Source organism: Streptomyces sp. NPDC003016, assembly GCF_053591455.1.
The window spans coordinates 174,893-188,746 of record NZ_JBSFTV010000004.1 but is presented as its reverse complement, the minus strand read 5'-3'; the positions used below and the strand labels follow the sequence as shown (position 1 = coordinate 188,746).

Sequence of the window (13,854 nt, the reverse complement as noted above, 5' to 3'; positions counted from 1 at the left end):
GTGGGCGACGACCGCATGCCGTACGTCCGTTCCATAACCTATTGAAGCCATTTGCACCAAGGGAGAGACACCTCACGGAACTGCTCGCACAACAGCGGCGACGGGCGGACGCCACGTCAGAGAACGACGCCCGCCCGCCCGCTGAGCCGGTGTGACGAATACGACGAGTCCTACGGCACGGCCCTGGGCGCCGCCGCCGGGCCCGCCGGCTTGGGCACCCGTCCGGAACCGCCCTCCGATCCGCCCCCGGAGCCGCCCTCGTCGCCCATGGCGATGGGGCGCCGCTTGGAGACGTACACCGCGCCGACGATGACGACGACGGCGAGCGTCGCCACCACCGCCCGCACCCCGGCATTGGCGTCGTCGCCGTAGCCGAACTGCACCACCGCCGGGGCGATGAGCAGCGCCACCAGGTTCATCACCTTCAGCAGCGGGTTGATCGCGGGACCCGCGGTGTCCTTGAACGGGTCGCCGACCGTGTCGCCGATGACGGTCGCGGCGTGGGCCTCGCTGCCCTTGCCGCCGTGGTGGCCGTCCTCGACGAGTTTCTTGGCGTTGTCCCACGCGCCACCGGAGTTGGCGAGGAAGACGGCCATCAGCGTGCCGGTGCCGATGGCGCCCGCGAGGAACGAGCCGAGCGCGCCGACGCCGAGCGAGAAACCGATCGCGATCGGCGTCAGCACGGCGAGCAGACCGGGCGTGGTCAGCTCGCGCAGCGCGTCCTTGGTGCAGATGTCGACCACCCGGCCGTACTCCGGCTTCTCCGTGTAGTCCATGATCCCGGGGTGCTCGCGGAACTGCCGCCGCACCTCGAAGACCACCGCGCCGGCCGACCTGGACACCGCGTTGATCGCCAGCCCCGAGAAGAGGAAGACGACCGCGGCACCGAGCATCAGGCCGACGAGTTTGTCGGGCTGCGAGATGTCCATCTGGAGACCCAGCTCGCCGGCTTTCGCCCCGACCTCCCGGCGCGCCGTCTCGATGGCGTCCTTGTACGAACCGAAGAGCGCCGCCGCCGCGAGGACCGCGGTGGCGATGGCGATGCCCTTGGTGATGGCCTTGGTGGTGTTGCCGACGGCGTCCAGGTCGGTGAGGACCTGCGCGCCCGCACCCGTGACGTCGCCGGACATCTCGGCGATGCCCTGCGCGTTGTCGGAGACGGGGCCGAAGGTGTCCATGGCGACGATGACGCCGACGGTGGTGAGCAGACCGGTACCGGCCAGGGCCACCGCGAAGAGCGCCAGAATGATCGACGTACCGCCGAGCAGGAACGCGCCGTACACGCCGAGGCCGATGAGCAGCGCGGTGTAGACGGCGGACTCCAGTCCGATGGCGATGCCGGTGAGGACGACGGTGGCGGGGCCCGTCAGCGAGGACCTGCCGATGTCCCTGACGGGGCGCCGGTTCGTCTCGGTGAAGTACCCCGTCAGTTGCTGGATCAGGGCGGCCAGCACGATGCCGATGGCGACGGCCACGAGCGCCAGCACCCGCGGGTCGCCCGCGTGTGCCTTGACGGCGGCGTCGGTGACGCCGTCAAGGGCGGCGTACGAGGACGGCAGGTGGACGAAGACGGCCACCGCCACCAGGACGAGGGAGATCACCGCGGAGATGAAGAAGCCGCGGTTGATGGCGGTCATTCCGCTGCGGTCGGCGCGCCGCGGGGCGACCGCGAAGATGCCGATCACCGCGGTGACCACGCCGATCGCCGGAACGATCAGCGGAAAGGCCAGCCCCGCGTCGCCGAAGGCGGCCTTGCCGAGGATGAGCGCCGCGACGAGCGTCACGGCGTACGACTCGAAGAGGTCGGCCGCCATGCCCGCGCAGTCGCCGACGTTGTCGCCCACGTTGTCGGCGATGGTCGCGGCATTGCGCGGATCGTCCTCCGGGATGCCCTGCTCGACCTTGCCGACGAGGTCGGCGCCGACGTCGGCGGCCTTGGTGAAGATGCCGCCGCCGACCCGCATGAACATCGCGATGAGCGCGGCGCCGAGCCCGAAACCCTCCAGCACCTTGGGCGCGTCGGCCGCGTAGACGAGAACGACGCAGGAGGCACCGAGCAGGCCGAGGCCCACGGTGAACATGCCGACCACACCGCCCGTACGGAAAGCGATCTTCATCGCTTTGTGTGCGACGGCCGTCAGATCCTTTTCCGGCTCGCCCTCGGCCGGGGTGGCTTCACGCGCGGCGGCCGCCACGCGCACATTGCTCCGTACGGCCAGCCGCATCCCGATGTAACCGGTCGCCGCCGAGAAAAGGGCGCCGACCAGGAAAAACGCGGAACGTCCCGCGCGCTGCGACCAGTTGTCGGCCGGAAGCAGGAGGAGCAGGAAGAAAACCACGACGGCGAAAACACCGAGTGTGCGCAACTGGCGGGCGAGATAGGCATTCGCGCCTTCCTGCACCGCCGCCGCGATCTCCTTCATCCTGTCGGTGCCTTCGCCGGCCGCCAGGACCTGACGTACCAGCAGCTGAGCGACGGCCAGGGCCGCCAGCGCCACTGCGGCGACGACGATCACGACGATCCGGTTCCCGTCGGTGAGTACCGCGGCCGCGAGAGTAGAGGGGTGGTCCAGCTGTTCTGAGGTGAAGAGCCCCGTCATTCGTCCTCCTTGACGCTCAGAGCTCAAGACGTGGACGGATTGTAGGGAGTGGAGCCCGATCAAAACAGAGTGCCGCAAGCACAATTGGCCTTCGCCGGACGCTCAGCAAATGATCGCGTTCCCTTAATGACCTGGAAATCAGTAACGGGGCAAACGCATTGATGATCCGACAACGATCTCCAGGAAAGATCCAAGGAAATACGAAAGGCCCTGCTCAGCAGGGCCTCACGTAAAAGAACGGCCCCTGGGGGCCGGAAAAGGATCAGGGGAGCACGGTCGTCAGCGCTGTCGGCCAGCTCATGCGGATGACGCCGCCGGACTGACCGGTGACGACCTCGACATCGTCGACGAGTCCACTGATGACCGCCAGCCCCATCTCGTCCTCGTCGTCGGAGTCGGCGTCGGAATCCGCACCGGGTACCGCGGACGGGGGCCCGGACACGGAGTCGGGCCCCGCGGTGCCACGCACCCCGGGAACCGATCCGGCCGTACCGCCCGAACCGGGGACCTCGTCCCCGACCTCGATGGAGAAAACCTTCTCCTCCTCGGTCAGGGCGACCCGGACCGGGGCGGAGATGCCATGGCTGCGGTGGAGCCCCACCGCACGGGAGCACGCCTCGCCGACCGCGAGTCGGACTTCGTCCAGCACCGCCTCGTCGACCCCGGCCCTGCGCGCCACGGCGGCCGCCACCAGACGGGCCGTCCTGACGTGCTCGGGCTGGGCGCTGAAGCGGAGTTCAACGGTGGCCATGTGCGGTCCCCCTCGGACGTTCGGGCGTGCTTCTCAGGGGCCCGGGCCGACAGCCCGGAGCCCCTGCTCTTCCTTCCGGTTCCCGGAAGCCGTCAGTCGGTGGCCGCGACGGCTTCGTCGACCGAGGTGTGAATGGGGAACACCTTGGTCAGTCCGGTGATCCGGAAGATCTTGAGAATGCGCTCCTGGTTGCAGACCAGTCGCAGCGAGCCCTCATGGGCCCGGACGCGCTTGAGTCCGCCCACGAGCACGCCGAGTCCGGTGGAGTCGAGGAAATCCACGCCCTCCATGTCGACGACCAGGTGATAGCTGCCGTCGTTCACCAACTCGACCAACTGCTCGCGCAGCTTGGGCGCGGTATACACATCAATCTCGCCACCGACCTCGACGACCGTACGGTCGCCACCAGGTCCGGACACATTGCGAGTCGACAGGGACAGGTCCACGGATCCTCCAGCACCTTGCTATCGAGCGGCCGCCCCCCTGAGGTCTCCCCGGCGGAGCCAGAGGACGGAACGCCAGCCGCAATGGCATTCAATCACTTACCAGCATGCATGCACGACGCCTTGGGAGCATTGTCCGTCACGCCAGTGACACACTCGGTGCCGATGGCCAAGAATCACCGTCCCAGCCGACCTCCGGAGAACGCGGGTGCGCGCCCCTCTCCCGGTACGGTCCTCGACCGGCTCACCGCAGGGGGGAGCCGGTCCTCGCGCATCACTCATACGGAGCACTTGCCCCCACGTGCGGGGTCCCATGCAGTCTGGCCCGACCGCATCCGTACGGAGGTGATCGCGGCCATCCAGTCCGCCGGGATCGAGCATCCGTGGACCCACCAGGCGCAGGCCGCGGAACACGCCCTGGACGGGGATTCCGTCGTCATCGCCACCGGTACCGCGTCCGGCAAGTCGCTCGCCTACCTCGCCCCCGTCCTCACCGCCCTCCTCGACGGCTCCGAGGCACCGAACGGACGCGGCACGACGGCCCTCTACCTCGCCCCCACCAAGGCCCTCGCGGCCGACCAGCGCCGTGCGGTGAAGGCGCTGGCCGCACCGCTGGGCAACGCCGTCAGGCCCGCGGTCTACGACGGCGACACGCCGGTCGAAGAGCGCGAATGGGTACGTCAGTACGCCAACTACGTCCTGACCAACCCGGACATGCTGCACCGCGGAATCCTTCCTTCCCACCCCCGCTGGGCCTCCTTCCTGCGCGCCCTGCGCTACGTCGTCGTCGACGAGTGCCACACCTACCGCGGCGTGTTCGGCTCGCACGTCGCCCAGGTGCTCCGGCGCCTGCGCCGCCTGTGCGCCCGTTACGGCGCGGACCCCGTCTTCCTGCTCGCCTCCGCCACTTCCGCGCAGCCCGCCGTGGCCGCGGCCCGCCTCACCGGCCTCCCCGTCCAGGAGGTCGCCGACGACGCCTCCCCGCGCGGCGAACTGGTGTTCGCGCTCTGGGAGCCGCCGCTCACCGAACTGCACGGCGAGAAGGGCGCGCCCGTACGCCGTACCGCCACCGCCGAAACCGCCGACCTCCTCACCGGTCTGACCGTGCAGGGCGTCCGCTCGGTCGCTTTCGTACGCTCCCGGCGCGGCGCCGAGCTGATCGCCCTCATCGCCCAGGAACGCCTGGCCGCCGTCGACCCTTCGCTCCCGCACCGGGTCGCCGCCTACCGCGGCGGCTACCTCCCCGAGGAGCGCCGCGCCCTGGAACGCGCCCTGCACTCCGGCGAACTCCTCGGTCTCGCCGCGACCACCGCGCTCGAACTCGGCATCGACGTGTCGGGCCTGGACGCCGTGGTCATCGCCGGTTACCCCGGCACCCGCGCCTCCCTCTGGCAGCAGGCGGGGCGGGCCGGGCGGTCGGGCGAGGGCGCCCTGGCGATCCTTGTGGCCCGGGACGACCCTCTGGACACGTACCTGGTCCACCATCCCGATGCGCTCTTCCGGCAGCCGGTGGAGTCCACCGTCCTCGATCCCTCCAATCCGTACGTCCTCGCCCCCCATCTGTGCGCCGCCGCCGCCGAGCTCCCGCTCACCGATGCCGACATGGAGCTTTTCGGTCCCGCGGCCCCCGGGCTGATGCCGCAGCTGGAGGCAGCCGGCCTGCTCCGCCGCCGGGGCAGGTCCTGGTACTGGACCCGCCGGGAGCGGGCCGCCGACCTCACCGACATCCGGGGCGAGGGCGGCCGGCCCGTGCAGATCGTCGAGGCGGACACCGGCCGGCTGCTCGGCACGGTCGACGCGTCCGCCGCCCACACCTCCGTCCACGACGGCGCCGTCCACCTCCACCAGGGCCGTACGTACCTGGTGAAGCGCCTGGACCTGGACGACCCGTACGGAGCCGTCGCCCTGGTCGAGGAGGCGAATCCGCCGTACTCCACCACCGCCCGCGACACCACCGCCATCTCCGTCCTGGAGACCGACACCGAGATCCCCTGGGGCGAAGGTCGCCTCTGCTTCGGCTCCGTCGAAGTCACCAACCAGGTCGTCTCCTTCCTCCGTCGCAAACTCATCACCGGTGAAGTGCTCGGTGAGACCAAGCTCGACCTCCCTGTCCGCACGCTCCGGACCCGCGCCGTGTGGTGGACGGTGACCGAGGACCAGCTCGACGCCGCCCGCGTCGGTCCGGAACAGCTGGGCGGCGCCCTGCACGCCGCCGAGCACGCCTCCATCGGGATGCTCCCGCTCTTCGCCACCTGTGACCGGTGGGACATCGGCGGCGTCTCGGTCCCGCTCCACCCGGACACCCTGCTGCCGACGGTCTTCGTGTACGACGGCCATCCGGGCGGCGCGGGCTTCGCCGAGCGGGCCTTCCACACGGCCCGTCAGTGGCTGACCGCCACCCGTGAGGCCATCGCCTCCTGCGAGTGCGAGGCGGGTTGTCCCTCCTGCATCCAGTCGCCCAAGTGCGGCAACGGCAACGACCCCCTCGACAAACGGGCCGCCGTCCGCCTCCTGACCGTCCTCCTCAGGGAAGCCCCGGACGACCCGGACGCCCCAGTCGTGTCGGACGCCCCAGTCGTGTCGGACGCTCCGGACGCTCCGGAGGCCCCGGATGCCCCGAGGCTCTCTGCTCCCCCGGAGCCCCCTGCCGCCGCTGAGCGGCCCGGGGAGTGAGCCCGGAGGCCATGGGTCCGGCGGGGCCGGCCCGGGCCCTCACCGCCACGCTGTACGGCCCGGCATCGGCCTCTGCCGTGACGTCGGAGACCTCGCCGTACACGGAACAGCTGAGCAGCCGCGTCTGCTGGGCCGCCGCCACCTCGGCCGCCTCGTCACAGGCGGCGGCCTGCCCCCGCATCCAGTGCGCCGCCGCCGCGAGGGCCGCCAGGTCCGCCGCGCCGCCGGCCCGGTGCCGGGCCAAGACCGCCTGCCCCGTGGCCAGCGCTCCCGCGAACACCACCCCGAGCACGGCCACAGCCACGACAGCCCACACCGTGGCCGATCCCCGGTCGCCCCCTCCGTCCCCCCGCCCGCTCATGCAACCGCCCCCACGCTCTCTTCGGCCCGCGCGACCGCCTCGGCCCGCAGCGTCAGGGACAGCGCGCCGAGCCCCGGTGCGGGCGCCTCGACGGCCACCCGCACCAGATCGCCCTCCCTGCCGAGGGTGACGCGCGCCCCGCGCGGCGCCGCCTGCCGGGCCGCCGCCACCGAGGCGCCCTCCGGCTCCTGGCGCGCGACGGCCCTGGCACCCGCCCTCGCCGCGTCCACACACTGGATCTGCGCGGAAGTCGCCATCAGTGCCCAGACCAGCGCCATGGTGAGGAGCACCAGGGCAGGCACCACCACGGCCGCCTCCGCCGTGACATAGCCCCGGTCACCGCTTCCCCCGGTCTCAGAACGGCACATGGAGAGCCCTCCCGACGGCCGCTTCCAGGGCCGACGACACCATGCCGCTCGTGACGACCTTGTAGAGCACCGCCGCGAAGGCGCATGCCGCGATCGTCCCCATCGCGTACTCGGACGTCGTCATCCCCGCGTCCTTGCCGCCGGCCGCCCCGCGCACCAGCGCCGACGCCTGTTCCCGCACCCGCTTCCACACCCGCATCTCAACCTCCAAGGTCAGTTGCCGTTCACAAGGTCAGTTGCCGTTCATCAGTCCGCTCGCGAGCCCGATCACCACGGGCACCACTCCGACCACCAGGAAGGCGGGCAGAAAGCACAGCCCGACCGGCCCGACCATCAGCACGCCCGCCCGCTGGGCGCGGGCCGCCGCCTCCCGCGCCCGCTCCGCCCTGAGGCCCTCGGCCAGCCGGGACACGGGATCGGCCGCCGGAGCTCCGGTGGCACCCGCACGTTCCAGACAGCGGGCCAGCCCCGCGGCGCCCGGTATCGCGCCCAGCCGGCCCCACGCGTCCGCAGGTTCACTCCCGAGCCGCAGTTCGGCGGCCGTCCGCGACAGCCGCTCGCCCACCGGCCCACCGAGCGAGTCCCCGACCGCCTCCGCCGCCTCGCGCGGCCCGGCGCCCGCGGAAACGCAGGCCGCCAGGAGGTCGGCGGCGAGCGGAAGCTGGCGCGTATCGACGGGGTCCTCTTCGCGCGGCTTGCGCCCGCGCCGCCATCGCACGGTCCCGTACGCCGCGACCGCCCCGACCGCGCACCCGCTCACGCCGCCGACCAGCGCATAGCCGGTGACCGCGGCTCCCAGAGGCGCCCCCCAGCGCAGTGCCCGCGCCCCGTACTCGGGCCGCCACCGCCGCCACCGCCCGAAGCCCGCCCCGGTCTCCCCGGCCGCCTCCACGGCCAGCAGCGCCGCCAGCCGCCTGCGCAGCAACCGCTCCCGCCGCCGCCCGGCCAGCGTGAGCACCAGCCACACCGCGGTGGCCGCGACCGACACCACCACCCCCAGCCTGTGGACGACATCCCCGCTCAACACGGGCCCTCCCCTCGTCGTACGATCCGCCGGGCCCAGAAGAGACCCGCGCCCTCCAACAGCCCTCCGACCAGCAAGCACCCCATTCCGGCCGGGGTGTGCAGCAGCACGCGCAGCGGTCCGGCCCCCAGCGCGCTGCCGATGAGCAGCCCCGCCACCGGAAGCAGCGCCAGGAGCGCCACCGTCGCCCAGGCGCCCGTCAGCTGCGCCCGGAGGTTCTCCCGCTGGTCCCGCTCGGCCCGCAGCGCGCCCTCCAGCCGGTCGAGCCCGGCCGCGAGACCGGCGCCGCCGTCCACCGCCACCCGCCAGCACGCGGCGACCCCCACGAGCCCCTCCGCTCCCGGCTCCCGGGCCGCTCTCCTCAGCGCGTCCGGTACGTCCCCGCCGAACCGCGCCGCCGCCATCACGTCGGCCTCCGCCCCGCCCAGGCCACCGGTGCCCGCCGCGGCCGCGAACAGCGCCTGCCCCGGCTGCCTGCCCGCCCGCAGCTCGCCCGCCACCGCCCCGCACAGCGCGATGACCGCCTCCGTACGCCTCTCCCGCTCCCGGCTCCGCTCCCCGGCCCGCAGCCGGCGCCCCACCAGCGGCACCGCCACCGCTCCCGCGGCCAACGGCAGTACCGACTCGCCCAGTACGGCCACGAGCACCGCCACCGGCACGCACAGCCACTCCCGCCGCAGCCGCCCCCGTACCGGCGCCGCCAGCCGCTCCCACAGCGCGCTCGCGCCCTCCGGGTCCACGCCCTCCGGGCCCACCGCTCCGCCCGCGAGCATCAACCGCGCCCGCCGCAGGTCCCGGTCGCGCCCGGCCAGCAGCCAGGCAGCCGCTCCCGCACACATCGCCGCCGCGTACACCGGCACCGCTCCCGCTCCGGCCCCCGTCACAGCGCACCCCCGATCAGCTCACGCAGCCGGGGCCAGCCGCGCTCGTACGAGAAGGCCCGCGCACCCCACCGCAGCGCCGGCACGGTCACCACGAGCCCCGCCGCGTCCCGCTCCAGCACATGGACCTCGGCGACCCGCCGCAGCCCGCCCCGGTCACGCGCGAGATGGACCACCACCGACAGGGCCGCCGCCAGCTGGCTGTGCAGTGCCGCCCGGTCGAGCCCCGCGGCCGCGCCGAGTGCCTCGAGCCGCGCCGGGACGTCCGTCGCCGCGTTGGCATGGACGGTCCCGCATCCGCCTTCGTGCCCGGTGTTGAGCGCGGCCAGGAGTTCGGTGACCTCGGCGCCGCGCACCTCGCCGACCACCAGCCGGTCGGGCCGCATCCGCAGTGCCTGCCGCACGAGGTCCTGCAGCGTGACCTGCCCGGCGCCCTCCTGGTTCGCTGGCCGCGACTCCAGGCGCACCACATGCGGATGATCGGGCCTCAGCTCCGCCGAATCCTCGGCCAGCACGATCCGCTCCCGCTCCCCGACCAGGCCGAGGAGGGTCGACAGGAGCGTGGTCTTTCCCGTGCCCGTGCCTCCGCTGATCAGGAACGAGAGCCGGGACTCGACGAGCGCCCGCAGCATCCGGTCGCCTCCGGGCGGCACCGTCCCCGCTTCGACCAGCTCCGCCGGTGAGAACGCCTTGGGGCGCACCACCCGCAGCGACAGGCACGTGGATCCGACCGCCACCGGTGGCAGTACCGCGTGCATCCGCGTCCCGTCGGGCAGCCTGGCGTCCACCCACGGCCTCGCGTCGTCGAGCCGGCGTCCCGCCACCGCCGCGAGCCGCTGCGCGAGCCTGCGGACCGCCGCCGCGTCGGTGAAGGAGACACCGGTGAGTTCGAGCCCGCCTCCCCGGTCCACCCACACCCGGTCGGGCGCGGACACCAGCACGTCCGTCACCGAGGGATCGGCGAGCAGCGGTTCCAGCGTCCCCGTCCCCACCAGCTCGCACCGCAACTCCTCGGCCGCTCCCAGCACCTCCGCGTCGCCCAGCAGCCGCCCCTGGGCCCGCAGCGCGGCCGCCACCCGGGCCGGCGTCGGTTCGGCGCCGCTCTCCGCGAGCCGCTGCCTCACGGCGTCCAGCAGTCCCGCGCTCATGAGACACCGCCCCCGGCGAGCGCCTGCTCCCAGAAGGCCGTGCAGAAACGGGCCAGTGGTCCGCGCGCGCTGCCGCCCGGCGGCGTTCCGCACGCCTGCGCCTCCAGCAGTCCCGGCTCCACCGGCAGCTCACCGGCCAGCGGAAGCCCCAGCAGCCGCGCCACCGACTCCTCGTCCAGTCCCGCGGCGTACGGCCCGCGTACGACCGCACGCAGGTCCCTCAACACCATGCCCGCCGTCGACGCCACCCGGCTCGCCGCCGCGACGGCCCGCAGCTCCGCCGGCACCACCAGCAGTCCGAGATCCAGCTGGGCCAGTGCCTCCGCCACGGCCTCGTCGACCCGGCGCGGCAGATCCACGACCACCACCCCGCCACGCCGTCGCGCGGCGGCCAGCACCGCGCGCATCGCTTCCGGCGGGATCACCACACGGTCACCCCGGTCCCAGCTCAGCACACGCAGCGCATGCAGTTCCGGCAGCGATTCCTCGAGCGCGCCACTGCCGACCCGCCCTCTGGATTCGGCGAAATCCGGCCACCGCATGCCTTCCGCCGCCTCCCCGCCGAGCAGTACGTCGAGCCCGCCGCCCAGTGGATCGCCGTCGATGAGCATCGTGCGCCGGCCCGTCCGGGCGGCGGCCACCGCCAGTGCGCAGGCCAGAGTCGAAGCCCCTGCCCCGCCCCGTCCGCCGAGCACCCCCACGGTCAGGGCCTGGCGCCCCACGCCCTCCGCCACATCGGCGATGCGCTCGACGAGCCAGCTCTCGGCGTCGGGCAACCGCAGCACATGGTCGGCGCCGATCTCCACCGCCCGCCGCCACACGCCGGGGTCGTCCTGATCCTTGCCCACGAGCAGCACACCGGGTCTGCGCGCGCCGCCGCGCCCGAGCACCGCCCCGCGCACCCGGCCGGCGGCGTCGTCGCCCACCAGGATCAGCGGCGCGCTCTCCCAGGTGCCCCTGCGCTCGGGCACCGCGTGGTGGACTTCCGGTTCGACGCCGGCCGCGGCACACAGCCGCAGCAGATCGTCGAGCAGGTCGACGTCCTCGGTGACGATCAACGGTCCGCCCTGCCGCGCTCCGGCGGCCGGCGGTCGGTCGGGTGTGATGGATCCGGCCACGATCTCCGCCCCCTCTCACTGTGATTCCTTCGGTCCGCGAACTTCGTGGACGGAATCACCGTGCGGGGATCTGGGAAATCGTGTGGATCTTGCTAAAAAACTGGGGACAACCCGTCGGTTGTGAATATCCCGCTCACCTATACCAGTGACTTCCGGAGAGCGGCGGAACCACTACGCAGCGTCACGAGTCTTATGAACAGGAGGCAGACGCCAAGGCGGTCCGGAGGGAGAGAAATGATCGGAACCGGAGGGCGAAAACGCATCCGGACATGCGACGACCCCCGTCGGGGGGGAGAACGGGGGTCGTCTCCACGGCCGACTCGGGGGGGGAGGAGTCGGACCGGGGTAGCACGGTCGCGAACGATCCGTGACTTCCATGGTGTACCCGAGAGCCTTCTCAGGCAAACCCACACGCCACAGCGTACGCCGAATGGCGGGCGCCTATGCTCGCCTCGTGGAAAACCACTCCTTGCCCCGAACAGCCGCCTTCTTCGATCTCGACAAGACCGTCATTGCGAAGTCGAGCACGCTGACCTTCAGCAAGTCCTTCTATCAAGGCGGACTGATCAGCCGCGGGGCTGCCCTCCGCACCGCCTACACCCAGTTCGTCTTCCTCGCCGGCGGCGCGGACCACGACCAGATGGAGCGCATGCGCGACTACCTCTCCGCGCTCTGCAAGGGCTGGAACGTCCAGCAGGTCAAGGAGATCGTCGCCGAGACCCTGCACGACCTGATCGACCCGATCATCTACGACGAGGCGGCCTCCCTCATCGAGGAGCACCACACCGCCGGCCGCGACGTCGTGATCGTCTCCACCTCCGGCGCCGAGGTGGTCGAGCCGATCGGTGAGCTCCTGGGCGCCGACCGGGTCGTGGCGACCCGGATGGTCGTCGGCGACGACGGCTGCTTCACGGGCGAGGTGGAGTACTACGCGTACGGCCCCACCAAGGCCGAGGCGGTCAAGGAGCTCGCCGCGTCCGAGGGGTACGACCTGGCGCGCTGTTTCGCGTACAGCGATTCGGCGACCGACATCCCGATGCTCGAGTCCGTCGGCCACCCCCACGCGGTCAACCCGGACCGGGCGCTGCGCCGTGAGGCACTCGCCCGCGGATGGCCGGTTCTCGTCTTCAACCGGCCCGTCCGTCTCAAGCAACGGCTGCCCGCCTTCGCCATGCCGCCCCGGCCCGCGCTCGTCGCCGCGGCCGCGGTGGGAGCGGCCGCCGCCACCGCGGGTCTGGTCTGGTACGTCAGCCGCAGACCCGGTCGGCGGGCCCGCCGACCACGGCACGGCCAACCATACGAAAACTTTGCCCGAATTTAGACCAAAAAGTAAAGAAGCACACCCAGGGGTTTCCCTTCGCGGGCTCCAGGAGTACAAAGGACTCAACGGCCCGCGAGACCAAGGACATCCGAGAGGATGACCTTTGAAGCACGAAGGCCCCACGGACCGAGCATGGAAGTCGAGCACCCACGCGACGTCGACCCGTCGATTACGGGCCAGCCGCACCAGGTGGCGGGCAAAGTTCCCGGCCTGATGGGCAAAATTCGAGGACGCTTGGTAACCCGGCGGACATGCCAGCGGCGGTACCGCTCAGCGGTACCGCCGCAACCCTTCGCCCGTCCGCTCTCCGTTTGCCCGCGGGCGAGTTCGGCGGGCGAACTCAAGCAGCTCCGCGCTGGAGCGCCTCGCACACGGCCGTCGACTCCCTGACGCCCAGCTCCACCGCGCGCCCGCAGTGCGCGATCCACGCCGCCATGCCCTCCGGCGTCCCCGACGCGTAGCCGTCCAGCGCCGCCACGTACGCCGCGCGCCCCAGCTCCCCGTGCCCGACCTCCGCCGGGCAGACCGACTTCGGATCGAGGCCGCTGCCGATCAGGACGATCCGCTCGGCGGTGCGCGCCACCAGGCCGTTGTACGAGCCGAACGGGCGCAGCGCCAACAGCTCGCCGTGCACCACGGCCGCCGTCACCAGCGCCGGCGCGGAACCGCCCGCGATGACGAGTTCCGAAAGCCCCTCGAGCCGGCCCGCCACCTCGTCGGCGCCCGGCAGCGGAAGTTCGACCAGGGGCTCGTCCACCGGCTCGCCCACGAGCCGCGGCCGGCCCACCAGCTCGTCCGACACACCCGCACCGCCCGCCGCCACCAGATGCAGCCGGGCCAGCACCCGCAGCGGCGACTGACGCCAGATGGACAGCAGCTGTCCGGCCTCCGCGGTCAGCCGCAGCGCCGCGCCGACCGTCCGCGACTCCTCGTCGACGCTGAAGTCGGTACGCCGACGCACCTCTTCCAGCGCCCAGTCCGCGCCCGAGAGCGCCGCCGAACCGCGCGCCCCGCGCAGCGCCGCCTCCGCGGTGATCTCGTTGCTGCGGCGCCGCATGACGCGGTGTCCGTAAACCCGGTCGACGGCCTTGCGCACGGAGTCCACGGCCTCGGGCACACCGGGCAGCGCGCCGAGCGCCGCGAGGGGATCAGCGTTCGTACTCATA

12 protein-coding genes and 1 pseudogene are annotated in these 13,854 nt (G+C 72.4%); 2 read left to right on the top strand and 11 right to left on the bottom strand.

The features are described from left to right. Positions 1-170 precede the first annotated feature (170 nt). The 3 genes from ACWDZ4_RS05040 to bldG form a co-directional block, all read right to left on the bottom strand. Complete coding sequence (locus ACWDZ4_RS05040; protein ID WP_451507047.1) at positions 171-2,600, bottom strand: sodium-translocating pyrophosphatase; 2,430 nt, start codon at positions 2,598-2,600, stop codon at positions 171-173. Positions 2,601-2,862: 262 nt separating this feature from the next. After that, a complete protein-coding gene (locus ACWDZ4_RS05035) occupies positions 2,863-3,351 on the bottom strand; it encodes an ATP-binding protein (RefSeq protein WP_451507046.1) in 489 nt (162 codons plus the stop codon). A 92-nt stretch (positions 3,352-3,443) separates the two neighbouring features. Further along, a complete protein-coding gene (gene bldG, locus ACWDZ4_RS05030) occupies positions 3,444-3,797 on the bottom strand; it encodes an anti-sigma factor antagonist BldG (RefSeq protein ID WP_093799810.1) in 354 nt (117 codons plus the stop codon). Between the two features lie 81 nt (positions 3,798-3,878). On the opposite strand from bldG, the gene ACWDZ4_RS05025 reads away from it, so the two are divergent. Next, positions 3,879-6,467, top strand: a complete 2,589-nt coding sequence (locus ACWDZ4_RS05025) for a DEAD/DEAH box helicase (RefSeq protein WP_451507045.1) — start codon at positions 3,879-3,881, stop codon at positions 6,465-6,467. A gap of 82 nt (positions 6,468-6,549) precedes the next feature. Here ACWDZ4_RS05025 and ACWDZ4_RS05020 read toward each other — a convergent pair. From ACWDZ4_RS05020 to ssd, 7 genes and pseudogenes are all read right to left on the bottom strand, one after another. Next, positions 6,550-6,828: pseudogene (locus ACWDZ4_RS05020) on the bottom strand (Rv3654c family TadE-like protein); the annotation flags it as partial. Continuing rightward, positions 6,825-7,196: a TadE family type IV pilus minor pilin gene (locus tag ACWDZ4_RS05015; protein ID WP_451507044.1), complete on the bottom strand. Its 372-nt coding sequence runs from the start codon at positions 7,194-7,196 to the stop codon at positions 6,825-6,827. The gene ACWDZ4_RS05015 and the pseudogene ACWDZ4_RS05020, both read right to left, overlap by 4 nt. After that, positions 7,183-7,395 (bottom strand): DUF4244 domain-containing protein, encoded by a 213-nt coding sequence (locus ACWDZ4_RS05010; RefSeq protein ID WP_451507043.1) that lies wholly within the window; start codon positions 7,393-7,395, stop codon positions 7,183-7,185. The genes ACWDZ4_RS05015 and ACWDZ4_RS05010 overlap by 14 nt, the downstream gene beginning before the upstream one ends. A 33-nt stretch (positions 7,396-7,428) precedes the next feature. Next, positions 7,429-8,220, bottom strand: coding sequence for a type II secretion system F family protein (locus ACWDZ4_RS05005; RefSeq protein ID WP_451507104.1), 792 nt, complete (start codon positions 8,218-8,220; stop codon positions 7,429-7,431). Next, positions 8,217-9,059: a type II secretion system F family protein gene (locus ACWDZ4_RS05000; RefSeq protein ID WP_451507103.1), complete on the bottom strand. Its 843-nt coding sequence runs from the start codon at positions 9,057-9,059 to the stop codon at positions 8,217-8,219. The genes ACWDZ4_RS05005 and ACWDZ4_RS05000 overlap by 4 nt, the downstream gene beginning before the upstream one ends. Positions 9,060-9,100: 41 nt before the next feature. Then, complete coding sequence (locus tag ACWDZ4_RS04995) at positions 9,101-10,249, bottom strand: TadA family conjugal transfer-associated ATPase (protein ID WP_451507042.1); 1,149 nt, start codon at positions 10,247-10,249, stop codon at positions 9,101-9,103. After that, a complete protein-coding gene (gene ssd, locus ACWDZ4_RS04990; protein ID WP_451507041.1) occupies positions 10,246-11,367 on the bottom strand; it encodes a septum site-determining protein Ssd in 1,122 nt (373 codons plus the stop codon). The genes ACWDZ4_RS04995 and ssd overlap by 4 nt, the downstream gene beginning before the upstream one ends. 430 nt (positions 11,368-11,797) lie before the next feature. On the opposite strand from ssd, the gene ACWDZ4_RS04985 reads away from it, so the two are divergent. After that, positions 11,798-12,688 (top strand): HAD family hydrolase, encoded by an 891-nt coding sequence (locus ACWDZ4_RS04985; protein ID WP_451507040.1) that lies wholly within the window; start codon positions 11,798-11,800, stop codon positions 12,686-12,688. 340 nt (positions 12,689-13,028) lie between these two features. Here ACWDZ4_RS04985 and ACWDZ4_RS04980 read toward each other — a convergent pair whose 3' ends face one another. Further along, on the bottom strand, positions 13,029-13,853 hold the full coding sequence (locus tag ACWDZ4_RS04980) for an oxidoreductase (protein WP_451507039.1): 825 nt from the start codon (positions 13,851-13,853) through the stop codon (positions 13,029-13,031). Position 13,854: the final 1 nt, after the last annotated feature.